Origin of the sequence: Thiocapsa bogorovii, from assembly GCF_021228795.1 — a bacterium.
Taxonomy (GTDB): Bacteria; Pseudomonadota; Gammaproteobacteria; order Chromatiales; family Chromatiaceae; genus Thiocapsa; species Thiocapsa bogorovii.
Map to the genome: position 1 here is coordinate 1,246,700 of NZ_CP089309.1, position 22,591 is coordinate 1,269,290.

Genomic DNA, 22,591 nt, shown 5'->3' on the forward strand with positions numbered 1-22,591 from the left:
TTGCTCCCGGTCGCCTTCTGGCTCAAGCGCAGCGCGGCGCGCGCCGCCGAGGGCCCGCTACACCGCTATGCCGATCCACACCTGCTGCCGCATCTGACCGGGACGCGCGATCTGCGGACCACCGAGCGCTGGGGCCGATTTCTGACTTGGAGTCTCCTGTGGGCGCTCGTCCTCACGGCAATGGCCGGACCGCGCTGGGACGCCACCGACGTGCGGCTCTTCCATCCGGGGAACAACCTCCTGATCCTACTCGACATCTCCCGCTCAATGCAGGTCACCGACGTCACCCCCAGCCGGCTCGGCCGCGCCCGTCACGAGATCAGCGACCTCATCCGCAAGAACCGCGAGGCCCGCATAGGCCTCATCGTCTTCGCCTCCGTGCCGCATGTCATCTCGCCGATCACCGAAGACACCCAGACGATCCTCAACGCCCTGCCCGCCCTTTCGAGCGACCTCGCCGACCCGAACCTGCAGGGCAGCCGCGTGGGCGCGGCACTCGTGCGCGCCGAGCAACTCCTGGCGGGCCTCCCCGAGGATAGCGCCCGCTCGATCCTCTTGATCTCGGACGGCGACTTCGAGGAGCCTGACCTCCCCGAGCAGTTCGCGGGGCTGGCATCCCGAGGGATCCGCATCCACACGCTGGGCATCGGGACGACAGAGGGCGGATTGGTGCCGGGGCCGGCCGGCGGAGTCATCCGCGATCTCAGCGGCGAGCCGATCCGCTCCTCGCTCGATGCCACACTCTTGGCGGGTCTAGCAGAATCCGGGGCCGGCATCCATCGGGTCGCCGACTATCGTGATTCGGACTCGGACGCCATCCTGCGCGCGGTCTCGGTCTCGCGCCTGCCGCCGCAATCGAGCGACGAGCGCACCCGGGTGTGGAACGAGCGCTTCTGGATCCCCGTCGTTCTCGTCATGCTGCTTCTGCTGACCCGCTTCCGCGCACCGATTCGGCGGCGGAGGTCCTCCACATGAGCGCCGCGTCGATTCTGTGCCGAGGTGTTCTTTCCCGCTCGGCCGCGACGCTCGTCATGCTCGCCGTCTGCCTGCCGTATCCGGCGGTCGCCGGATGGTTCAAGACGTCCGAGCAGGAGGCGCTCGAGATCTATGAGGCGGGTGACTTCGACGCCGCCGCAGAGTCGTTCTCCGATCCCTATCGGCAAGGCGTGGCCCTGTATCGCGCGGGACGGCTCGAAGAAGCCGAACACGCGTTCGGCGAGGCCGAGCACGGCAAGCAGGGCCAGTCGGCCCGTTACAACCTCGGCAACACCCGATTCGAGCGCGGCGATTATGCGGGCGCCGCGACGGCCTACGAGTCGGTTCTGCGCGAGGATCCGAGTCACGCGGACGCAGCGCACAACCTCGCAATCACCCGCGCCACTCTGGCGAGGCTCGAGCAGGAGCAGTTTCGCGACGAGTCGGAACAAGAGGAAGGTGACGATCCGACGCAAAGCCCCGAAGAACGCGATCAGGAATCAGAAGAAGAACAGCAACAGGAACAGCAAAGGACTGAGGAGCCATCCGAGGATGAGCAGAAGTCCGAGGACGAGCAGAAATCCGATGAGGAGCAGCAGTCCGAGGACCAGCAGCAGGGGGAGCAACAACAGCAATCCGAGCAACAAGAAGGCGCGGAACAGCAAGAGGAATCCGAAGGCGAGGAATCCGGCGACGAGCAAGGCGAGGATAGCGGCTCGCAAGATGAATCGTCCGAGGGCTCGGGTCAGCAAAGCGAGTCGCAGACCGAGGGCGAAGGCGACGAAGCGGGTCAAGGGCAAGGCACCGACACCTCCGAACCCGCCGAGGGTCAAGCCCTGGGCGAATCCAGCGACGCACGCGGCGCCGATGACACCGAGGAGACCGGTTCGGCACCGGACAGCGCAACCGACTCGGAGACCGGCGAATCCGATCAACCCGAGAGCGACAGCGATCGGGGCAGCGCCGGGCAAAGTAGCACGCCGCAGGGCACATCCGGGGAGGAAACCACATCCGACTCGGAGTCGGGCAAGGACAACGAGCCCTCCGACTCGACTGCCGGTGATGAGACCGGCGGGGAAGACCGGCCCGAATCCAAGCCATCGACCGACCCCTCGGCAACACCGCAAGAGGACAAGCCCGACGACGGCGAGCAGGATCCGACGCAAGCACCACAAGAGGAATCGCCCGGGGACCATGCAAAGGACGGGCGTGACCCGAGTCGCGGGGAGCCCGAATCACCGGACCGAAACGGCGAAGAGCCCGATTCAGCCGATCAAGGGCGCTCGGACGCCCCGGGCTCGGATCCGAGCCAGCCCGAACGCGACGAGGACGGCACAGACGATGCCAACGGGCAGACGCCCCGTGCGGGTCCGCCCCGTCCGGCAGAGGTGAAGCCGCTGGAAGCGCTCGGAACCGAGGCACAGCCGGAGGCCACCGAGCGCTTCGATCAACTCGGTGATCGGCCCGGCGACCAAGCGGGTGAAGACGCGACGGACGAGCGAGGCGCAATCGACGGATCGCCCGCCCTGGGTGCGGGCATGGCCGTGATGGAGCAGCGGCTTAAGCAGGTGGAGGGCGACCCGTCACTCTTGATCCGCAATCAGTATCGCCTCGAGGAGCTGCGTTGGATGCAGACGACGGGTACGCCCATCCTGGAGAATCGTCCATGGTGACGCGCACCGACGGTCTGCGGCGTCCCACCACGCGATCCTCGCGGATGATTCCGGGGCCGGGCGTGGTGATGGGCCTGGTGATGGTGCTGTTCAGCCAAGCGGCAAGCGCCTGGCCCTACGGCCCCCCGGGACAGCAGCCGTTCCAGCCTCAGGGACCCTACGGCCAACCCCCGCCGCAGGCCGGAGCCTGGCAATTCCGCCCGCAGCCACCGACCAACGCGCAAGGCACCCCGCCGGCGTATCCACAGGGCACCCCACCGGCCTATGCGCCTGGTCAGGCGCCGGGGCAGGCGCAGGCACCCGCTTATGGCCCGCTCCCGGGCCAGTATCCGAGCCAGTATCCGAACCAGTATCCGAACCAGTATCCGAACCAGTTCCCAGGCCAATATCCGAGCCAGTATCAGCCCCAACCCCAAACAACGCCGCCTCGGCTCGAAGCGATGCTCGACGAGCCGGAGCCCTATGTGCAGCAACCCCTGCTGCTGCGTCTTCGGCTGATCACCTCGGAGAACCCCGACGAGGCCACGCTCGACCTCCCGGCAACCGGAGACGCACTCCTACGGCGCCTGGATGGGCCGACCCCTGAGTCGCGGGCCGCGGAGGGGGGCCGGCGCGAGATCGTCAATACCTTCATCGTGACCCTGATCCCGTTGCGGCCGGGCAATATCGAGATTCCGGCCATCAAGGTGACGGGAGCCGTGCGAGGCGCGGGCCGGGGCGTGCAGCGCTTCGAGTCGGTGACCGACCGCCCGATTCGCCTTCAGGTCCGACCGGCGATGAGCGCCGTGACCCCTTGGCTCCCGTTGAAATCCTTGAGTCTCAAGGCCGACATCGACCGCGAGACCACCTTGGTCCCCGGGCAGCCGGTCACGCTGGCGTTGGAGCTTGTCGCCACGGGAGGCACTGTCGCTCAGTTGCCGAGCTTGGAAGACCAACTCGACGGGCCGGATCATCGGGTCTATCGCGAGCAGGTGCTGACGGAGGGCGGGCTCTCGGCGAACCGCCGCGATCTGGTCGCCCGCCGGACCGAGTACTACACGCTAGTCCCTCAGTCCTCCGGTCGACTGACCCTGCCCGAGATCAGCGTACCCTGGTGGAACACCGACTTGGGCACCCGGGAGGTCGCGAGTCTGCCGATGCGCACCTTGAGCATCGGCGGGGAGAGCGGCCCCTTGGGCATGCCCTCCTCGGTGATGACCGCGGAAGACTGGAGCGTCGTCTGGCTCCCGCTGACGGGTCTTCTGCTGCTAATCGCCGGCTATTGGGGCGGCGTCTTTTACGCCACCAAACGAGGAACGGCGGATCGGCCGCGAACGCCTCCGGCGGACGCACTCGTCGGCAGACTCCGAGCATTCGTTGCTCTCATCGGCAACCGCTTCAGTCGCCTCGCCCGTCGTCTGCAACCCGAACCTTTGGCGGTACGCATACGCGCCGCCGTGGCCGGGGCCCTCCCCGCGAGCAGCCGGTTTTTGATGTGCGTGCACCACGCCAATCGCGCCTCGGATCCCATCGACTGGTGCGACCGCTTCGAAGCGGACGCCCGCAGCCGGCTGCGCTTCCAGGGCGAGGCCACCCAGCCCAATCTAATCCGCATGATCCTCAGCTTGCGTCCGCACGCGGATCCGACAGCCCTGACCCGGCTGATGCAGGAGTTGGACGCCGCGCTCTACGGCCGACAGGGACTCGACTTCGAGCGATGGAAACGCGACTTCATGCGGCAGGTCGGCCGCAGCGCCGGGCTGCGTCCAAGCAAGGGTCGGGGCGCCCGGATCAAACGCGCCGCGTTGCCCGCATTGAACCCCGGTCATTGATCCTAGATCCGGCAGTTGACCGCGGTCGTTCGTTCTACGCAGTCACCGGCGCCAAAAAAAACCCGCTTGCGCGGGCTTGTTTCTAAGTGCCGGTATGAGAGTCGGAGACCCTCCGGCTATGGAAGACGCTATTTGATCTTGCCTTCCTTATACATGACGTGCTGCCGGACGACGGGATCAAACTTCTTGATCTCCATCTTGCCCGGCTGATTGCGTTTGTTCTTGGTGGTCGTATAAAAGTGACCCGTACCGGCACTGGAATTAAGCCGGATTTTATCGCGTGCTGCCTTGGCCATGGTGTGCCCTCCGGTTAGACCTTATCGCCGCGTGCGCGGATCTCGCCGAGCACGGTGTCGATACCACGCTTGTCGATGATGCGCATACCCTTCGTGGAGACCCGCAGCTTGACCCAGCGCTTCTCGCTCTCGACCCAAAATCGGTGGTCGTGCAGATTCGGCAGAAAACGGCGTTTTGTCTTGTTGTTCGCGTGCGAGACGTTGTTGCCGGTAATCGGGCGCTTACCGGTGACCTGGCATACCTTGGACATGGCGGAATCCCTAGAATTCGGAGGTCGTGCTTCGGGGTAGAAAGAAGCGGAAAGCTAACATGGTTCCGCGATTCGACGCAACGCAAAATTCCCTGTCGTTGTCAGCGGCCGACGTGCGCACGCGTTTCCTCGACCACCGCAACCCCGTGACAAGTACGGACAGCGCGACTATACTTTCGGGCTCGGGCTGAGTGGCAGAGTGGTCATGCAGCGGCCTGCAAAGCCGTGCACCCCGGTTCGATTCCGGGCTCAGCCTCCATATTAACAGTCACTTACAGAATACCCCGCGGTCTCGAAACGCCCCAAGTGCCACTGCAAGTTGGTCACTTGCACTCGCTCGAGGGGCAATGCCACGCGTCCTTCGTCTGGTTTGTCCGTCGACGCCACAAACATCGCGGTCGCCGGCGACGGCACATTGCCGACAGATCAAGGGGCAACATGTCTCCCACGGAAGGCAAGCGCCGTCCGAGCCTCTCCGCATGGGTTCCACGCCCACGGTGAACAAGGCCAGGCGATAGCAGCCGGGATCACGCATCCGCTGCAGCCCGTCATCGTACGCCCCTCGCCCTCCTTATCGAGACCCGAAGACGAGGCTGCCCGCCAGCCCAAGAAGCAAAAGCAACAACGACAGACCCGCCGCGGGCCAATGCCGCAAGACACCGTCGGCCCGCTGGAACACCACACCGACAGCAACAGCCGCACGCCCGGTAACGCTGGGCGTCGCCCCCGCCGAATCGGTGCGAATAGCAGACCCCCGGTCGGGCCAAGGCACCGCCCCAAGCACCAGCAGCCCGACGATCAGCACCGGCCAAAGATCACCCCAGAGTTTGGCCCAGTCGAAGGCACTGGCCATGGCAATGGAGACCACCGCACCGGCATCGATGCCGGTGCGACCGACGCCCAGCAGGTCGAAGGCAACAGGCGGCAGCAGCCCGAGCAACAGCGCGCACAGCGCCAGCATCAGGACCACGAATTCCTGCAAGCGTCCGGGAGCTTGGATCAAGATCGGCAATCGCTCAGCGCCGGATGGCGTGCCAGACCGCGCGCCGAAGACGGCGTAGCCAAGCACCCGAAACAGGTAGGCCGCGGTGAGCAGTCCGCCGGCCTGCATGACCAGCCCCCACCACCACTGACCGCTTGCGTCGGCCGCCGACGTTAGCAATGTCTTGGTGAGATAGCCGCCGCTGGGCTGCAGCCCCAGCAACGCCAGGCCGGCGAGCCCAAACGCCAAAACCGTGACAGGCAAGGCGCGCGCGATGCCGCCGAGCCCGCTGATCCGGTCATGACCGATCGCCGCAGCGATCAGCCCAGCGGCCATGAACATGGCCGCCTTGGCACAGGCGTGGGACACCACCTGGAGCATGCCGCCGGTCAGGGCCGCCGCCTCGGCCCCCGCCGCCAGCGGAAACAGCAAAAACAGATAGCCGATTTGGGCCAGGGTCGAATAGGCGATGAGCAATTTGAGCCTTACCTGCCGCAGCGCGACGAGGTTACCCACCAGGATGGCGCCTGCCCCCATGGCGCCCAGAATCTGCACCCCCGCCGTCGTCAATAACCCCGGCATCAGATCGAACCAGATCCGGATAACCAGGAAAAAGGACGCCTTCACGACCAGGGCCGACAGAATGGCACTCGCGGCAGGTGGAGCGCCCGCATGCGCCGGCGGAAGCCACAGGTGCAGAGGAAACAGCGCGGTCTTGGCCAGCAGACCGACCGTCATCAAGGCGATGGCGGCGATCAACGACGGCGGCCATCGGTCCGCCCCCGCGATTCGCTCCGCAAGAAGACCGATGTCCAGCGTCCCGTAGCTGCCGTAGAGGAGCACCGCGCCCAACAGATAGAGGGCCGATCCCACCAGCGCGAAAAGCAGATAGCGCAGGGCCGCCGCGAGGGTTTCCGGCTTGCCGCTCAGCGCGACCAACGGCACCGCAGAGAAGGTCAAGAGTTCCAACGCGACGAACAGCGTGAACAGATCCTGTCCGAGAAAGACCGTATTGAGCCCGCCCCAGACCCCGAGCAGCAGCAGCCAGAAGACCAGCGACGTCCGCGTCTCGGACTCACCGCCAGGGATGCGGAATGCCCGCTGCCCGTAGAGCACGACCGCCAACATGACCACGGCGCTGGTCACCAACATCACCGCGGAGAGTCCATCCGCCTCCAAGCGGACGCCGAGCGGCGGGCTCCAGTCACCGAGCAGATACTGCAACGCCTCGCCGCCGACAAGCACGACCGCCCCGATGGCCAGAGCCGCGGCGAGCCCCAGCAGCACCAACACCAGCACGAGGCGCCCCAGGTAGCGTCCACCCAGGACCAGTCCCAAGAGCAGCCCGACGATCGGGAGCATCATCGGAAAGACCAGGACGACACCGCCCAGGTCCGTTAGATTGCTCACTCCAAACGCAAAGATTGCATGCGCGTGACTCACGGCAGTCGCTCGCCCGGGGGGTTCGCATCGGCCGGGAGCGAAGAGGCATCCTGCGCATCGGTGTCCAAGGTCGAGCGACCAGCCGTCTCGGCGAGCCGCACCAGCAGCGCGACGGCGATCGCGGTCCCAGCGAAAGCAACCACCAGCCCGGTAATGACCAGCGCCTGCGGGACCGGGTCGCCATCGCTGCCGCTGCCGGCCGCAGCCAGGGCACCGCCGCCCCGCTTGGCGATGACGCCGAACAGCAAAAAGATGCCACTGCCGATGAGGTTAAAGGCGAGGATCTTGCGCAGCGCGCCGGGCTGGCAGATCAGCCCGTACAGCCCCAGCCCCACCAAAGCGGCTGCGCCGAGTCCGAAGAGGGTCGTGCCGTTCATGATCAAACCTCGCGGCGGTGCGCACCCGCCGGTGGCCCTGCAAGCAGCAGGGCCAGAAAGACGGCGACCGAACCCGTCAAGGCCACCTCGATGGCGATGATGAGCGGCTTGGCAAGGTCCTCCGGGTAGGCCAGAAAGGCGTCCGCCAGCCAGATGCCCGCAATGCCGATGGCGATGAAGAGCGAGGCGCCGACGACCAACAGCTCGCGCCAACCGCGGGCGACAACGGGCGGAGGTTGCCGCAGACCCGCCATCATGACCAGGACCCACATCGCCGCCAGTACCGCCGCCGCCTGGAATTTTCCGCCCGGCTCATCGGCCCCGATCCAGACGAGGTGGATGGCGACCAGGATACCGAACGGCGGAAGTACTTGGGCCAGCAGGGTCAAGGCTTCACTCGCCGGCGGGCGCGGCAATGCGCTCGGGCGCCCGACCCAATCGGCATCCGCCGCGACGGACCAGACACCGATCAGGGCCGGCAACAGCACCACCGACTCCAGCAAGGTATCGACCGCGCGATGGGCCAACAACACCCCGGTGACCGGATTCTGCAAGCCGGTAGGCGACAGATTCTCCGCCACCAAGGGGGCGAGCGTGGGGGCAGGCTCGGGCAGCAAGAGCACCACGGCCCCAAGCCCGGCAGCGACCACCGTGCAGAGCAGCCCGATCAGCAACCGCAGGGCGGGGCCCGGTGCACGGGCACGTTCTGCGGCCTCGAATGGCGCCAGGCGCGACGCGGCACCGAACAGCAGGATGCCGGTGAGGCCGCTCCCCAAGGCGGCCTCGGTCATGGCCACGTCCATGGCCGCAAGCCGTACCCAGATGAGGGTCATCAACAGTCCGTAGGCGACGAAACCGACCACCGCGCGATAGGCCGTGCGGGCAATGTTCATCCAGACGGCCAAGCTCAGGACCAACAAGACCAACACCAGGTCGCTGATCAAGCCGAGACTCATCCGCCCTCCTCCTCTCGAGCCCCGGAGACGCCGCCGGTTCGCCAGCGCGCGGGACGCACCGCTGCGCCCATGAACTGAGCGACCACGGCTCCGCCCAACAGGGCCAACAGCCACAGGGCAACTAGATTGAGCGCACCCAACGGCGAACTCGTTTGGGCCAACAAGCCCAGCACCACCAGGCCCAGACCGAGATTGTCCGCCTTGGTCAGGGCATGGAGCCGAGTGAGGGTGTCCGGGAAGCGCAGCAGTCCGATCGTGCCGGCAAGAAAGAACAGGCCGCCGAGGGAGACCATGACGATGGTGAAGAGGTCCAACGCAAATCTCATCGGGCGTCCTCGTGCGCCGGAGCACGATCCGGGGCCAGTTCTGTTCCGGGCTCCGAGCCGGGCTCCGGGCTGAGCTCCGGGCGAATGGCGCCGACGACGAAGGCGACCGAGGCAAAGGCCGCGAGCAACGCCAGCACCATGGCCACATCGGCGATGGCGGCTTCCTGAGATGCTTCACCCAGCAGCAATAGGGCCGCAACGCCTCCGGTCCCCAGGAGCTGGGGGGCCAGCATCCGGTCGACGTCCCTTGGCCCACGCAGGATGCGCCACAAACCCAAGGCGACCGTGCCCAGAACGAAGGCGGCGGCGGCGAGAAGAAAGCTGCTCATGGCCGACCCTGAACCAAAGGCCGCATTCGCCGGGGCTGCGACGCGCTGTACGCTCCACCGCTACGCACGCGCGTCACCGTCCGGGGATGACGCCGCATCCCGAACATCGAGCTTGTTGCACAGGGTCTCGATCAAGAGTGCCTCGTCAATGGCAAGATCTTCCGCAACCGGCTGTGCGACATCCAGACAGTGATAGACCAAAGCCCCGTCCCGATCCGTACCCACCGACAGGCTGCCCGGCACCACGCTGGTGAGGGCGCCGAGAACAGCGCGTGCCGGTCCCGGTGCAAGGCGGACCGGATAGGCCAGGTAACCCGGTGCGATCGACAGTCTTGGCCCAAAGACGCGCGGCAGCAACGAAAAGCCGGAGACGACCGAATTGCGGAGGACACGCGCCGCGAGTCGAAACAGCGCGCCATACCGCAGGCTCCCCGGCGTCGGCGGCAGCAGGCACACACTGGTCCAGGCCGCAACAGCCGCCGCCAACACGCCAACGAGCAGGTCGACAAGGTTGTCGATGATGGGACCGGCGAGGTCTGGCGCGGCGAGCAGCAGCCAGACGAGCAAGAAACCGGACCAACGGACGAACGCCGAGCGCATCACGAACAGCGTCGTCCGGGGCAGCTCATTCCCAGCGGTCGTCATCGATCGATGGTCCGCGGATGTCGTTTAGGTTGCATTGACGTCCTCTTGCCCCGCGGACGCAGCGCGCGGCGCGGTTCCTCTGAACCAGGTGACATAAAGCGTCGGCAAGAACACCAGCGTCAGCAGCGAGGCGACCGCCAGTCCGCCCATGATGGCGTAGGCCATCGAGCCCCAGAACACGGTCGGCGCGATCGGGATCATGCCGAGGATGGTCGACAGGGCGGTGAGCATGATGGGTCGAAATCGCGAGACACTGGCCTCGACCACCGCATCCCAGACCGTCTTGCCGGCGTTGCGCTCGGCCTCGATCTGATCGATCAGGATCACCGCGTTCTTCGCGATCATGCCGACGAGGGCGAGGATGCCGAGGATGGCGACGAAGCCGAGCGGTTTACCGGCGGCAAGCAAGGCGCCGACGACGCCGATCAGGCCCAGCGGCACCAGGCTCAGAACCATGAAGAGGCGCGCGAAGCTCTTGAGCTGGAAGATCAGCAAGCTGAGCATCAGCAGCAGCATGATGGGCACCACGGCGAACACCGAGGCTTGCGAGTAGGCGCTCTCCTCCACCGCACCGCCCAGCTCGATGCGGTAGCCGGCGGGCAGGCTCGCGTTCAGCTCGGCGATGGGCGCTTCCAGCTCGGCCACCACGGTTTCCGGCAGGGTGCCGGGCGCGACATCCGCTTGCACCGTCAGGGTCGGTACCCGGTCGCGCCGCCACACCAGCGGGTAGTCCTGACCGTACTCGAAGGTCGCAAATTGGCTCAGTGGAATGGTGCGCCCGTTCGGCAAGGACACCGGCAGGGTGCGCAGGGTCTCGACCGACAGACGCTGCCCGCCCAGCTCGCGCGCGACGACGTTGACCAAATAAATGTCGTCGCGGACCTGCGTAATGGGGGTGCCGGAGATGTTGGCATTGAGGGCCGTCGCGACCGCCTGGGAACTCAAGCCCAACTGACGCGCCTGTTCTTGGTCGATGCGGATGTGCAACTCCCGCTCCGGCTCCATCCAGTCGAAGTTGACGCGGCGCGCTCCGGGATTCGCGGCCACGAGGGCTGCTAGATCCATGGCGATGTCGCGCAGCTGTGTCGGGGCCGGCCCGAGCACGCGATATTGCAGCGGCCAGCCCACCGGCGGCCCCAGCTCCAGCGGCGAGACGCGCCCGACCACCTCGGGGAATTCCTCCGCCAGCAGCTGTTCGAGTCGCGGCTGCAGTCGCTCTCTGGCCTCAATGTCGTTGGTGACGATGACCGCCTGGGCAAAGAACGGGTTGGCCAACTGCACGTCCAGCGGCAGATAGAAGCGGATCGCGCCCTGACCGATGTAGGTACTCCAGCGTTCGATCTCGGAGGCGAACTCGGGGTCTTCGCGCAGGATCTGTTCGAATTCGTCGACCAGGCGCTCGGTGGCGTGAATCGAGGCGTTTTGCGGCAGGCGCAGGTCGACGATCAGTTCCGGGCGATCCGAGGACGGGAAGAACTGCCGGGGCACCTGTGCCAACGCCAGGATGGCGACGACGAAGACGCCGAGCGTCAGCGCGATGGTGACCCAGCGCGCGCGCATCGCCAGCGTCAGCAGGCCGCGGTAGGCGGTCACGGTCCAATTCGGTTTGTCGTCCGCTCCGGACTTTGGCGGGCGCAGCAGCACCATGCCGAGCAGCGGTGCGAACACCATGGCGACGAACCAGGACGCAAGCAACGCGATGCCGACCACGGCGAAGATGGAGAAGGTGTATTCGCCGGCGGAGCTCTGGGCGAAGCCGATCGGCACGAAGCCGGCGATGGTGACCAGGGTGCCGATCAGCATCGCAAAGGACAGGTGCGTGTAGGCATAGGTGGCGGCGCTGACCTTGTCGTCGCCGGCGGCCAGGCGCCGGCTCATGGCGTCGATGGTGGTCATGGCGTCGTCGACCATCAGGGCCAGGGCGATGATGAGCGCGCCGAGCGAGACCCGCTGCAGGTCGATGTCGACGATGTCCATCATCGGGAAGACCACCGCCAGCGTCAGCGGGATGGCGATGGCCACCACCGTGCCGGCACGCACCCCGAGCGCGACGAAGCTGATCACCAGCACGATGCCGATGGCCTGCCACAGCGAGGTGGTGAACTCGTTGATGGCGAGATCCACCGTCAACGGCTGATCGGCGACCAGCCGCGGCTCGATGCCATGCGGCAGCTCGGCCTTGATGTCGGCGATGGCCCGGGCGACGTTGCGCCCGAGCGCCAGGGTGTCGCCGCCGTCGCGCATGGCGATGGCGAGCCCGATGGCCGGTTCGCCGTTGATGCGGAACATGGGCTGCGGCGGGTCGCTGAAGCCGCGGCGGACATCGGCGATGTCGCGCAGCCGCAGCATGCGATCGCCGACCGCGAAGGTGACGTCGGCGATGTCCTGTTCGTTGGCAAAGGCACCGGACACCCTAAGCGCAATCGTTTCGTCGCTGGTGCTGAGCTCACCGGCCGGGCTGACGATGTTCTGCGCACGCAGGGCGGCGATCAGCGTGCTCGGGTCGAAACCGAGACCGGCCAGCCGTTCGGCGGAGAAGTCGATATAGATGACCTCGTCCTGGGCGCCGAGGATGTCGATCTTGGAGACGTCGGGGACGGTCAGGAGTTCGGAGCGCGCTGCCTCGACCGCGTCGCGCAGCTCGCGATGGGTGAATCCATCGGAGGTGAAGGCGTAGATGATGCCGAAGGTGTCGCCGAACTCGTCGTTGAAGAACGGGCCGCGGATACCCTGCGGCAGCGTATGGCGCATGTCGCCGACCTTCTTGCGCACCTGGTACCAGGCATCCGAGACGGCTTGGCCCTGGGCGCTGCCGACGAGGTCGACGAAGATGGTGGTGCTGCCGGCGCGCGTGAAGCTGCGCAGGTTGTCGAGATTGGGCACCTCCTGCAGGGTGCGCTCCAGGCGCTCGGTGACCTGTCGGATGGTCTCGTCGAGCGTCGCGCCGGGCCAGATGGCCTTGACCACCATGGTCCGGAAGGTGAACGGCGGGTCCTCGGCGCGGCCCAGCTTGTAGAAGGAGCTGACCCCGGCGACCAGCACGGCGACCATGATAAAGATGGTAACCGACCGGTTGCGGATCGCCCAGTCGGAGAGGTTGAAGCCGCTCATGGGCGGGCCTCGGCCTTTTCGACAGACGGCTCGCTGGCGGTATCACCAGTGTCGTCGCCGGCCTCGCCACTGGTCGGTTCACCCACCTGACCAACGGCTGGTTCGCTGGTCTCGGCTTCGGTCTCGTCAGGGACCGGTTCGCCGAGTCGGCGCACCTGCTGGCCGGGGCGCAGGGTCTGGACGCCGGCGGTGACGACTAGCTCGCCGGCGTCGAGACCCTGCGCAATCAGCACCCGGTCCAGCTCGAAGCGCGCGACGTCGATGTTGCGCAGGGCCACGGTGTTGGTTTGCGGGTCCAGCACCCAGACCGCCGGCGCCCCGCGGGCCGAGGTCAGGGCCGAGTTCGGGATCTCGATACCGGCCGCGCCGCCGAGCTGGATGCTGCCGGTCACGGTGGAACCGAGGCGCATGGCGGCCGGCGGATTGGCCAGCCCGACGCGGACCTGAAAGGTGCGTGTCACCGGGTCGGCCTGGGGCGAGACCTCGCGCACGCGTCCGCTGGTGGTGACCGTGGGGTCGCTGCTCAGGGCGACCGTGACCTCGTCGTCGGCGGAGCCCGACTCGATGACCCGAGCCGGCACGTCGAACACCGCGTCGCGGCCAGCTTCGCGGGCCAGGCGGACGATCATGCGCCCGGCCGCGACCACCTCGCCGGGCTCGGCGCCGCGTTCGGTGACCGTGCCCGGTCCATCGGCCAGCAAGGTGGTGAAGCCGAGCTGGTTCTCGGCGGTCGCGACCTGGGCCTGGGCCGCCTCGACTTGCGCCTGGGCGGCGTCGCGCGCCTCGACCGCCCGGTCGAAGTCCGCGCGGGCGACGAAGCCCTGCGGCAGCATCGGCTCGAAGCGTCGCACCGTGTTGCGGGCCTCCACGAGACGCGCCATGGCGGCGGCCAGGTTTGCGCGCGCCGCATCCACCGCGTTGCGTTCGTTGACCGCGTCCAGGCGCGCGACCACCTGGCCGGCGACCACTTGGTCGCCGACGTTGACGGTGCGCTCGATCAACTGCCCGCCGACCCGAAAGGCCAGCGCGACATCGTCCTGAGCCTGGATGTTGCCGGTCAAGGTCACGCGCTCCCCGCCAGGCAGCTCCTCGACCGTCACGACCCGAACCGGGCGGATGGGTTCCGGCACCGGCTGGGACGCCTCCTCGTCGGTCGGCAGGCAACCGGTGAGCAGGGTCGACAACCCCAGGAAACAAACCAGGGACAGTTGGGCCTTTGAGAGAGGAGAGCGAACGTCGCGACAAGAGATCGGGGCAAAGGGCTTCACGGACAGCTCTCCAAGGTAGAAGAATCCAGGGATGGCCGAGGCAATCGGCGGGGCCATGGTAGCGCATTGGCCATCGGATGAGACCTCGAGTCATATGAGGACGTGCGGGCGATCTTCCGTGCAACGCTCGAACACGACGACGTCATACTCGTATGAGGACGGCTCATCGGAGGCAAACGTCGCACCATCGGCTGCATCAATTTGGCGGCGGCAGTAAGTGACAAACTGCTAAGCGTCGGCTCGGACGGCAGCAGAGCAACGGGCTGAATGAATTGTCCGCAATCAATACCTTGCGATGGTCGGCATCGCGCCCGCAAAGGCTGGTCGCAGATTGGTTCGAGCCGACAAAAACGAAGGCGCGAGTCTAGCAGAACGGGGGCGACGGACTCGTTGACCATCAGACGAACGAAGCGTGCGCCACCCGGGGATAACCGCCCGTTCGGGGCGGCACCCACTCTTGAATCCTCGGACCCGAAGTAGTCGGGATAGGCGCCCACACCGAGCCCGATGAAATTGACTTGCGGGATTTCCAGCGGGATCACGAAATCGTCCGCAAGGCTTTTCCGGGCCGCCGCCACCGCTATGGCGAGTGCGACGGCCACCAGCAGGCACGCCCTTATCGACCTACTGCATTTCGCCGTTTTCGGTCCATCGGCACAACGAAAACGACACTTAGTTGACGAGCTCGAGCGACTGGACCCAGAGATAGACGGTGCCGGCGGCATTGCGGTCGACCTCGGCCAACAGCCGAACGGTCGTATCAGGTCCAACTTCACGGTTGCGCCAGACTTCGGGCTCGATCTCGACCCGAATCTCCCCCGTGCTGTCACGGAAGGTGAAATAGTCTTCCCGCAGATGGGCAACGATATTGCCGGTCACGGTGACGTAGGTGTCGACACGCGCATTGCGCGCCTGCTCGACCGTGCTGTCCTGCCCCCTCGCGTTCGGTCCAGTGAATTGCGCCGTGGCGATTGCCGGCAGTAACAACAAGACCATGGAAACGATCAGCAAAACTCTCATCGGAACCTCCTACAAAAGCGGATGTGAGTGAGACCGTGCCGCGGCGGCGGCACCAGCGCTACAGCGACCTGCCGCCCGCGCGTGCAAACCAGCAGGGTCACCGATGCCGGTATTTACAGGCCGCGTGCGACATGTGGCCTCGACATCGCGTCAAGATAAGCAACCCACAACCCCGGTAACATTGTACTTTGGTTAAACAGGAGGGATTGAGCACGCGGGCTGGACACCTGCGCCAAACGCGTGGACCCGGCAACCAGGCACTCGGATGAAAGATGAGCTGGATAACGATTCTCTACCTCATGATGGCGGCCTTGTCGGCCACGATCGCCGGCATCTATCTGGCGGCCTGGCTCATGCAGCGAGGCGCCTGGGCCTATCTCATGTTCGTGCTGCTCGCGCTCAGCATCGCCGGTCTCGCGGGAATGGAGCTCTGGATGCTGCGCGCGCAAACGCCCGCGGAGTATGCAACCGCATTACGCTGGTTCCAGGTTCCGGTCTGGTTCGGCTTTGTCGCCATTGTAGGTTTGGTCACGCTGCGCTTGCGGCCGCGCTTTCTGTGGCTGGGGTGGCTTGCCGTGGGGCTGCGGACGGTCGCGGTGGCAGCGACCTTCCTATCGGGGCCGAATCTCAATTTCACCGAGCTGACCGAAATCGAGCACGTCATGCTCCTCGGAGCGCCGGTCGCGCTGGCCGGAGAGGGTGTCCCCAATCCTTGGATGCTGACGGGTCAGGCGGCCCTGCTGTCGATGATCTTGTTCATCCTCGACGGGGGCGTCAGTGCGTGGCGGCGGGGAGAGGGCGTGCGGTCGCTCGCACTGGCGATCAGCATCTTTGTCGGCGTCGCGGTCGGCACGGCCCAAGCGGTGCTGGTGTTCTGGAACTTTGCCCACTGGCCGATTCTGGTCACGCCGTTGTTCGTCTTTGTTGCAGCCGCCATGGGCTCCGAGCTGAGCATCGGGCTGTTGCGAGCCGCGCGGGCGGAGCGCGACGCCCAGGCGAAGGACGCCGCCTTAAGCGTCAGCGAGCAACGCCTGAGCCTCGCGGCGGAGGCGGCCGATGCCGGGTTCTGGGGCCTCGATGCCCAATCAGGTGCGGTGTGGGCCACGGCAAAGACGCGCGAGCTCTTCGCGCTGCCTGCCGAGGGGGCGCTGAGTCTGGGGGATTTCCTGGAGCGGGTGCATCGGCATGACCAAGCGCGGGTGAAACAACTGATCGCGGCGGCGCTACGCTCGAACGAGCGCTATCGCACCGAGTTCCGGGTCGTCGACCCCGGTGGCCGGGTTCGCTGGCTCGCCGGCCTGGGTCGCAGCGTTGGCCCGACCGAAGCGGGTCCGCGCACGCTGATGGGCGTGAGCGTGGACATGACGGCACGCAAGGCGATGCTGGACGCGCTGCGTCGGCAACGGGCACGGCTTGAACGCGTGTTTAGGGAAGAGACCCTAAGCGAGCTGTCGGTCGCGCTGGCCCACGAGTTGAACCAACCATTGGCCATGATCCTGACCAACGCCGAGGCGGCCCAGGCACTGTTGGCCCAGACACCGCCGAACCTGACCGAAGTCAAGGAAATTCTGGCCGATATCGCCAGCGCCGACCGGCGTGCGGCCGACGTGATTCGGCACCTGCGTTCGCTCCTCGAGCGCGGCGAACCTGACCGAGAAGACCTGTTGCTCGATGATGCGATTGATCGGGTGATCCAGCTGCTCGGTAACGACATCGACGACCAGTGCGTGACCTTGGATCTGAGCCTGGCCGCGGACCTGCCCTCAGTGCAGGCGGATCGCATCCTGATCGAGCAGGTTCTGCTCAATCTCCTCAACAACGCCTGCGCGGCGGTGGCCGGCAACCCGGCGGGCGATCGCCGGGTCTCGGTCGCCACCCGCGCGCAGGCAGACGGGGTCCTGGTCGAGGTCACGGACAATGGATGCGGCGTGTCCGATCCGGAACGCATCTTCGAGACCTTCTACTCCACGACGCCCGGTGGGCTGGGCATGGGGCTGGCCATTGTGCGCTCCATCGTGAACAGCCACGGCGGGCGCGTCTGGGCCGAGTCGCCGGCTAGCGGCGGCGCCACATTGCACCTCTATCTGCCACTGACGGCGCCGCATCATGACCGATGAACCGATGGTCTATCTGCTCGACGACGAGCCCGAGATGCTGAAGGCTCTGACTCGACTGCTCCGCGCGGAGGGGTTTCAGGTTCAAGGTTTCAGCAGTGCGCGGGCGTTTCTTGGACACGCGCATCAGCAGGGCCCCGCCTGTCTGGTGCTGGACGTGGCGATGCCCTACATCGATGGCTTGGCAGTCCAGGAACGGCTGCACCAAATCAATGCCGAGCTGCCCATCGTCTTCCTCACCGGACATGGCGACATTCCCATGAGCGTGCGCGCCATGAAGGCAGGTGCGGAGAACTTCCTAACCAAGCCCGTGAATGCGGCGGAGCTGCTGCCGGCGATCCGCGGCGCGTTGCAACGCGCCGCGGATCGGCACTCCGAGCGCGAGGAACTGGCGGCCCTGCGGAAGCGACTCGCGTGCCTGACGCCACGGGAGCGGGAGGTGCTCGGCCACGTCATCGCCGGCAAGATGAACAAGCAGATCGCGGCGGACCTCGGCACCGGCGAGCAGAACATCAAGGTCCACCGCGGGCGTCTGATGCGCAAGCTGGGGCTGAGGTCGGTGGCGGAGCTGGTGCGGCTGGCGCAGCGGTTGGGCGTGCCGCCGGCAAAGTGAGAGGGCGCGGCTGGCCTTGATTTGGCGTCTTTGGGATTGGCGTCTTGGGTGGTGGGCCTGCTCGATCGGCGTCGATTTTCAAATAGCTGGTTGTCCCGATCGCCGCGTGCAGCTTGGTCGAGCCGCTTACCGGCATTAGACTATACCGCGATCTATACCACGCGAAGGCAGGAGAGCTAAACATGCAAACCGCCAAACTATTCAAGAACGGTCGCAGCCAGGCCGTGCGACTGCCCGCGGAATTCCGCTTCGAGGGCGATGAGGTCGAGATCCGCCGCGATCCGGAGACCGGCGATGTGATCTTGAGCCCGATGAACAAGTCCTTCCGTGACTGGCTGCACGAGCGCGACCGCCTGATCGCCAGCATGACGGAGGAAGAGCGCAAGGAGCTGGACGAATTCCTTGCGGATCGCGACCAGGGAGAAGATGTCGAGCGCGACTGGCCATGAGCGGCCTGCTGATGCTGGACACCAACGCGTTGTCGGCGGTCATGAAGGCCCGTTCTCCCGACCTAGACTTGCGCCTCTCCATTGAGCCATTCTGCATTTCCGTGGTCACCGAGGGCGAGATTCGCTTCGGCCTCGCACGCCGCCCGCAAAGGGTCGGATTTACAGCGCTCGCCGAGGCCGTACTGAGCCGCATCGACATTCGCCCATGGAACTCCACAACGGCGCGTCGTTACGGTCCGTTGCGCGCCGAGCTGACCGCCCTCGGCAGGCCCCTGGCTCCGCTGGACCTGATGATTGCCGCCCACGCCATGGCCGAGGGCGCCACCCTGATCACCGCCGACCGCGCCTTCGCCCATGTCCCCGGTCTGGCCATCCAGAACTACGAGCAAGTCTAACCGTCACCCACGACCTCGTTGCGCCCCTGCGGCGTCCTCAAGGACGGCGGAGCCGTCTACCTCCAGTAACTCACCGAGCTGACCGACCTGCTATTCCTCCAGACGGGCGAGGCGACAGGAACCTAGGCGCGTTACTTGTGTTTAACCAAGGTGCAATAACCGCCTTCCGGGTCCGCTGCGTACACTCCTGGCTATCGCTGATTATCAGTCCTTGAGGTCTGGGCAGCCGCGTCCGTTTGTACATCACGGTTCGGCACGATCGTCGCCCACCACAAACACTTATCACCGCTGTTCTAATCCAGCCGGAGAGACATTCTATGGAAGCAAAACTGAGCCAACGTGTCGGCGAGCTCGTCGCAAACGGATGGGAGCCGGTCACGACAACGGAAACCACCGCATCGCTGGTGGGACGCCGGCCGTTCGCCTGGTGGCTGTTCCTGATCGTGATCTTCCTGTTCCCGTTGTTCGGCGGCATCCTGTATCTCGTGTTTTGGCTCGCCACCTCGAAGGCGACGGTGTTTCTGCACACGGAAGGCGACGAGTTACAGGTCGCCGGAGACGAGTGGCTGATCCGGCTGCAAGAAGCCCAACGGGAGGCCTATGTGGAGCGGCAACAGCGGATCAAGGAAAAGGGGTTCCTGCGGGTGATGTGGCCGCAGCTCGTCGTTTCGCTGCTGCTGATCGCGCTTTGGGTCTATCTGTTGAAAACCTACTGGTAACGGCAAAACGTACCAGCTAGGCAGGGCGGCGGGTGACCCAGCACGTCTTTAGCGCAGGCCTGGCCCAACCAGCACACCGGAGCGACACCGATGGCAGCGGATCAAAAATTCTCCCGGCTGACCCTAACAGCCATGGTCGTGGGGTCCATGGTGGGCGCCGGCATCTTCTCGCTCCCGGCCCGCTTCGGCGCGGCCACCGGACCCTTCGGCGCCATCGTCGCTTGGATCATCGCCGGCGGCGGCATGCTGATGCTGGCGTTCGTGTTTCAGTCGCTGGCGGTGCGCAAACCGGAGATCGACGCCGGCATCTTCGCCTATGCCAAAGAGGGGTTCGGCTCTTATCTGGGGTTCGTGGCGGCCTTCGGATTCTGGATCGGGACCTGTCTCGGCAACACCACCTATTTCGTGCTGATCAAGTCGACGCTGGGGGCCTTCTTCCCGGTTTTCGGCGACGGCAATACGCCCCAGGCCATCGTCGTCTCGTCCGTTATCCTGTGGGCCTTTCATTTCACGATCCTGCGGGGCATCAAGGAGGCCGCATTCATCAACAAGGTGGTGACCTTCGCGAAGATCCTGCCGATCTTTGTCTTCATCGCCTTCATGGCCTTCGCCTTCGATTACGACAAGTTTGCGGCGAGCTTCTGGGGCGGCGGGGACTACAGCGGCTCGCAGGTCTTCGACCAGGTGCGTAGCACCATGCTCGTGACCGTGTTCGTCTTCATCGGCATCGAGGGCGCCAGCGTCTATTCGCGCTATGCCAAGACGCGCGAGGACGTGGGCTGGGCGACGGTGATGGGATTCCTCGGGGTGCTCTGTCTGCTGGTGCTGGTGACCCTGCTCCCCTATGGCGTGCTCGAGCGGCCCGAGCTCGCGGATCTGCGTCAGCCGTCGATGGCGGGTGCCTTAGAGTCGGTGGTGGGCCCCTGGGGGCTCAAGTTCGTCAGCGCCGGGCTCATCGTATCCGTGCTCGGTGCCTTTCTGGCGTGGTCGCTGCTGGCCGCCGAGGTGCTCTACTCCGCAGCCAAATACGGCCTGGTCCCGAAGACCTTCGCCCACGAGAACCGGCATCAGGTCCCGTCCACGGCACTGTGGATCACGAACATCTTGGTGCAGTGCTTCCTGATCGTGACGATCTTCTCCCAATACGCCTTCGACCTCTCGCTGGAGATGACCAGCGCACTGACGCTGATTCCTTACATCCTGGTGGCGGGCTATGCGCTGAAGCTGGTACTGACCCGCGAGACCTATGCGCCGGGCTCCAAGGACTGGGGACGCGACATGACCTGGGCGGCGATCGCGGTCGTCTACACCTTCTTCATGCTCCTGTCCGGCGGGTTCAAGCACCTGGTGCTCGCCTGCATCCTGCTGGCCCCTGGCACTCTGATGTTCATCCTGGCGCGGCGGGAGCAGGGCCAGACGATCTTTCGCCCGCTCGAGATCGCGCTGCTTGGCGTCTTCGTGGTCGGCGCGGCGGCCGGTATCTACGGCCTCGTCACCGGCATGATCACCATCTGATTGCGTCACTTTGAAACAGAGGACTCTTCGCGATGACTAATTCGAGCAATGCGCCCGTGTATGGCGTCCACTCCGAGGTCGGCACCCTCCGCAAGGTCATGGTCTGTGCCCCCGGGCTCGCCCATACCCGTCTCACACCCACCAACAACGACGACCTGCTGTTCGATGACCTGCTGTGGGTGACGAACGCTAAGCGCGACCACTTCGACTTCATGCTCAAGATGCGTGAGCGCGGGGTCGAAGTCGTGGAGATGCACAACCTGCTGGCCGAGACGGTGGCCATCCCCGAGGCCAAGCAATGGCTCCTCGATCGCAAGGTGACCGAGAACAACGTCGGCCTGGCGCTGATCGACAGCACCCGGGCCTTTCTCGAGAGCCTGGAACCGCGAATCCTGGCCGACTTCCTGATCGGCGGCGTCTCGGTGGTCGATGTGCCCGACGAGTACTGCACCACGGGCTACCTGTCCCTGGTACGCGAGGCCCACGGCGTCTCAGAGTATCTGCTGGCCCCACTGCCAAACACCCTGTACACGCGCGACACCACCTGCTGGATCTACGGCGGCGTCACCCTCAATGCGATGTACTGGCCGGTGCGTCGGGAGGAGACCCTGCTGACCACCGCGATCTACAAGTTCCATCCGTCCTTCGCCAACGCCGGCATTCAAGTCTGGTGGGGCGACCCGGACAAGAACTTCGGGTTGGCGACCGTGGAGGGCGGTGACGTCATGCCGATCGGCAATGGCGCGGTCCTGATCGGGATGAGCGAGCGCACCTCCCGCCAGGGCATCGGCCAGGTCGCCGCGTCGCTCTTTGCGAATGGTGCCGCCGAGCGGGTCATCGTCGCGGCCATGCCCAAGCTAAGAGCCGCCATGCACCTGGACACGGTCTTCACCTTCGCCGACCGTGACCTGGTCACGCTCTATGCGCCGATCATGGATCAGGTGCACGCGGTCTCGCTGCGGCCCGGCGACAAGCCCGGCGGCATCGATACGACCCTGGAGAAGAAGCCCTTTGCCGACGTCGTCGCGGAGGCGCTGAACTTCAAGAAACTTCGGGTCATCGAGACCGGCGGCGACCACTATGCCGCCGAACGGGCCCAGTGGGACAGCGGCAACAACCTGGTCGCGCTCTCCCCTGGCGTCGTCGTCGCCTATGACCGCAACACCTGGACCAACAGCGAGCTGCGCAAGGCCGGGGTGGAGGTCATCACCATCGTCGGCGCCGAGCTCGGCCGCGGCCGCGGCGGCGGGCACTGCATGACCTGCCCGCTGATCCGGGACGCCGTCGACTTCTGAGGCTCGGGGACCGTGGGTTGGCTTTCAG

The 22,591-nt window shown here is 65.7% G+C and carries 21 protein-coding genes and 1 tRNA gene; 11 read left to right on the forward strand and 11 right to left on the reverse strand.

The features are described 5' to 3' along the window. Genes LT988_RS05620 through LT988_RS05630 form a run of 3 tightly spaced genes read left to right on the forward strand, consistent with a single transcriptional unit; the run spans position 1 to position 4,459 of the window. On the forward strand, positions 1-975 hold the full coding sequence (locus LT988_RS05620; protein ID WP_332460546.1) for a VWA domain-containing protein: 975 nt from the start codon (positions 1-3) through the stop codon (positions 973-975). Then, entirely contained in the window at positions 972-2,648 is a 1,677-nt protein-coding gene (locus tag LT988_RS05625) for a tetratricopeptide repeat protein (RefSeq protein WP_232409245.1), read from the forward strand. Before LT988_RS05620 ends, LT988_RS05625 begins: the two co-directional genes overlap by 4 nt. Further along, the gene (locus LT988_RS05630; RefSeq protein ID WP_232409246.1) at positions 2,642-4,459 is read left to right on the forward strand and encodes a hypothetical protein; all 1,818 of its coding nucleotides are present in this window, start codon (positions 2,642-2,644) and stop codon (positions 4,457-4,459) included. The genes LT988_RS05625 and LT988_RS05630 overlap by 7 nt, the downstream gene beginning before the upstream one ends. 128 nt (positions 4,460-4,587) lie before the next feature. Here the strand turns inward: LT988_RS05630 and rpmG are convergent, their stop codons facing one another. Continuing rightward, on the reverse strand, positions 4,588-4,755 hold the full coding sequence (gene rpmG, locus LT988_RS05635) for a 50S ribosomal protein L33 (RefSeq protein WP_093034499.1): 168 nt from the start codon (positions 4,753-4,755) through the stop codon (positions 4,588-4,590). A gap of 14 nt (positions 4,756-4,769) precedes the next feature. Next, positions 4,770-5,006, reverse strand: coding sequence for a 50S ribosomal protein L28 (rpmB, locus tag LT988_RS05640; RefSeq protein ID WP_120798017.1), 237 nt, complete (start codon positions 5,004-5,006; stop codon positions 4,770-4,772). A 185-nt stretch (positions 5,007-5,191) separates the two neighbouring features. On the opposite strand from rpmB, the gene LT988_RS05645 reads away from it, so the two are divergent. Continuing rightward, positions 5,192-5,265, forward strand: a tRNA-Cys gene (locus LT988_RS05645). Positions 5,266-5,577: 312 nt separating this feature from the next. On the opposite strand, the gene LT988_RS05650 is transcribed toward LT988_RS05645, so the two are convergent. The 9 genes from LT988_RS05650 to LT988_RS05690 form a co-directional block, all read right to left on the reverse strand. Then, entirely contained in the window at positions 5,578-7,398 is a 1,821-nt protein-coding gene (locus tag LT988_RS05650; RefSeq protein WP_232409247.1) for a complex I subunit 5 family protein, read from the reverse strand. Between the two features lie 29 nt (positions 7,399-7,427). Next, positions 7,428-7,808 (reverse strand): NADH-quinone oxidoreductase subunit K, encoded by a 381-nt coding sequence (locus LT988_RS05655; protein WP_232409248.1) that lies wholly within the window; start codon positions 7,806-7,808, stop codon positions 7,428-7,430. A 2-nt stretch (positions 7,809-7,810) separates the two neighbouring features. After that, positions 7,811-8,764, reverse strand: coding sequence for a hydrogenase subunit MbhD domain-containing protein (locus tag LT988_RS05660; protein WP_232409249.1), 954 nt, complete (start codon positions 8,762-8,764; stop codon positions 7,811-7,813). After that, the gene (locus LT988_RS05665; protein WP_232409250.1) at positions 8,761-9,090 is read right to left on the reverse strand and encodes a monovalent cation/H(+) antiporter subunit G; all 330 of its coding nucleotides are present in this window, start codon (positions 9,088-9,090) and stop codon (positions 8,761-8,763) included. Before LT988_RS05665 ends, LT988_RS05660 begins: the two co-directional genes overlap by 4 nt. Next, positions 9,087-9,419, reverse strand: a complete 333-nt coding sequence (locus tag LT988_RS05670; RefSeq protein WP_232409251.1) for a monovalent cation/H+ antiporter complex subunit F — start codon at positions 9,417-9,419, stop codon at positions 9,087-9,089. The genes LT988_RS05665 and LT988_RS05670 overlap by 4 nt, the downstream gene beginning before the upstream one ends. A gap of 60 nt (positions 9,420-9,479) precedes the next feature. After that, positions 9,480-10,064, reverse strand: coding sequence for a Na+/H+ antiporter subunit E (locus LT988_RS05675; protein ID WP_232409252.1), 585 nt, complete (start codon positions 10,062-10,064; stop codon positions 9,480-9,482). Between the two features lie 24 nt (positions 10,065-10,088). Continuing rightward, positions 10,089-13,175, reverse strand: coding sequence for an efflux RND transporter permease subunit (locus tag LT988_RS05680; RefSeq protein WP_232409253.1), 3,087 nt, complete (start codon positions 13,173-13,175; stop codon positions 10,089-10,091). Continuing rightward, on the reverse strand, positions 13,172-14,359 hold the full coding sequence (locus tag LT988_RS05685) for an efflux RND transporter periplasmic adaptor subunit (protein ID WP_232409254.1): 1,188 nt from the start codon (positions 14,357-14,359) through the stop codon (positions 13,172-13,174). The genes LT988_RS05680 and LT988_RS05685 overlap by 4 nt, the downstream gene beginning before the upstream one ends. Before the next feature lie 756 nt (positions 14,360-15,115). Continuing rightward, positions 15,116-15,463: a YgiW/YdeI family stress tolerance OB fold protein gene (locus LT988_RS05690; RefSeq protein WP_232409255.1), complete on the reverse strand. Its 348-nt coding sequence runs from the start codon at positions 15,461-15,463 to the stop codon at positions 15,116-15,118. 272 nt (positions 15,464-15,735) lie between these two features. Here LT988_RS05690 and LT988_RS05695 point away from each other — a divergent pair, with 272 nt between their 5' ends. From LT988_RS05695 to arcA, 7 genes are all read left to right on the forward strand, one after another. Further along, positions 15,736-17,580, forward strand: coding sequence for a sensor histidine kinase (locus LT988_RS05695; RefSeq protein ID WP_232409256.1), 1,845 nt, complete (start codon positions 15,736-15,738; stop codon positions 17,578-17,580). After that, positions 17,570-18,190, forward strand: coding sequence for a response regulator transcription factor (locus LT988_RS05700; RefSeq protein WP_007193690.1), 621 nt, complete (start codon positions 17,570-17,572; stop codon positions 18,188-18,190). The genes LT988_RS05695 and LT988_RS05700 overlap by 11 nt, the downstream gene beginning before the upstream one ends. 182 nt (positions 18,191-18,372) lie before the next feature. Continuing rightward, positions 18,373-18,639: an antitoxin gene (locus LT988_RS05705; protein WP_007193689.1), complete on the forward strand. Its 267-nt coding sequence runs from the start codon at positions 18,373-18,375 to the stop codon at positions 18,637-18,639. After that, on the forward strand, positions 18,636-19,034 hold the full coding sequence (locus tag LT988_RS05710) for a type II toxin-antitoxin system VapC family toxin (protein WP_139052835.1): 399 nt from the start codon (positions 18,636-18,638) through the stop codon (positions 19,032-19,034). Before LT988_RS05705 ends, LT988_RS05710 begins: the two co-directional genes overlap by 4 nt. Before the next feature lie 317 nt (positions 19,035-19,351). Further along, a complete protein-coding gene (locus tag LT988_RS05715) occupies positions 19,352-19,753 on the forward strand; it encodes a hypothetical protein (RefSeq protein WP_007193687.1) in 402 nt (133 codons plus the stop codon). A 90-nt stretch (positions 19,754-19,843) separates the two neighbouring features. Continuing rightward, complete coding sequence (locus tag LT988_RS05720; RefSeq protein ID WP_232409257.1) at positions 19,844-21,268, forward strand: basic amino acid/polyamine antiporter; 1,425 nt, start codon at positions 19,844-19,846, stop codon at positions 21,266-21,268. 32 nt (positions 21,269-21,300) lie between these two features. Then, positions 21,301-22,563, forward strand: coding sequence for an arginine deiminase (gene arcA, locus LT988_RS05725; protein WP_232409258.1), 1,263 nt, complete (start codon positions 21,301-21,303; stop codon positions 22,561-22,563). Positions 22,564-22,591 lie beyond the last annotated feature (28 nt).

Coding starts and splice junctions, on each gene's coding strand:
- LT988_RS05625 (WP_232409245.1), top strand. CDS start 972: ATGAGCGCCGCGTCGATTCTGTGCCGAGGTGTTCTTTCCCGCTCGGCC.
- LT988_RS05630 (WP_232409246.1), top strand. CDS start 2,642: ATGGTGACGCGCACCGACGGTCTGCGGCGTCCCACCACGCGATCCTCG.
- rpmG (WP_093034499.1), bottom strand. CDS start 4,755: ATGGCCAAGGCAGCACGCGATAAAATCCGGCTTAATTCCAGTGCCGGT.
- rpmB (WP_120798017.1), bottom strand. CDS start 5,006: ATGTCCAAGGTATGCCAGGTCACCGGTAAGCGCCCGATTACCGGCAAC.
- LT988_RS05655 (WP_232409248.1), bottom strand. CDS start 7,808: ATGAACGGCACGACCCTCTTCGGACTCGGCGCAGCCGCTTTGGTGGGG.
- LT988_RS05660 (WP_232409249.1), bottom strand. CDS start 8,764: ATGAGTCTCGGCTTGATCAGCGACCTGGTGTTGGTCTTGTTGGTCCTG.
- LT988_RS05665 (WP_232409250.1), bottom strand. CDS start 9,090: ATGAGATTTGCGTTGGACCTCTTCACCATCGTCATGGTCTCCCTCGGC.
- LT988_RS05670 (WP_232409251.1), bottom strand. CDS start 9,419: ATGAGCAGCTTTCTTCTCGCCGCCGCCGCCTTCGTTCTGGGCACGGTC.
- LT988_RS05675 (WP_232409252.1), bottom strand. CDS start 10,064: ATGACGACCGCTGGGAATGAGCTGCCCCGGACGACGCTGTTCGTGATG.
- LT988_RS05680 (WP_232409253.1), bottom strand. CDS start 13,175: ATGAGCGGCTTCAACCTCTCCGACTGGGCGATCCGCAACCGGTCGGTT.
- LT988_RS05690 (WP_232409255.1), bottom strand. CDS start 15,463: ATGAGAGTTTTGCTGATCGTTTCCATGGTCTTGTTGTTACTGCCGGCA.
- LT988_RS05695 (WP_232409256.1), top strand. CDS start 15,736: ATGAGCTGGATAACGATTCTCTACCTCATGATGGCGGCCTTGTCGGCC.
- LT988_RS05700 (WP_007193690.1), top strand. CDS start 17,570: ATGACCGATGAACCGATGGTCTATCTGCTCGACGACGAGCCCGAGATG.
- LT988_RS05705 (WP_007193689.1), top strand. CDS start 18,373: ATGCAAACCGCCAAACTATTCAAGAACGGTCGCAGCCAGGCCGTGCGA.
- LT988_RS05710 (WP_139052835.1), top strand. CDS start 18,636: ATGAGCGGCCTGCTGATGCTGGACACCAACGCGTTGTCGGCGGTCATG.
- LT988_RS05715 (WP_007193687.1), top strand. CDS start 19,352: ATGGAAGCAAAACTGAGCCAACGTGTCGGCGAGCTCGTCGCAAACGGA.
- LT988_RS05720 (WP_232409257.1), top strand. CDS start 19,844: ATGGCAGCGGATCAAAAATTCTCCCGGCTGACCCTAACAGCCATGGTC.
- arcA (WP_232409258.1), top strand. CDS start 21,301: ATGACTAATTCGAGCAATGCGCCCGTGTATGGCGTCCACTCCGAGGTC.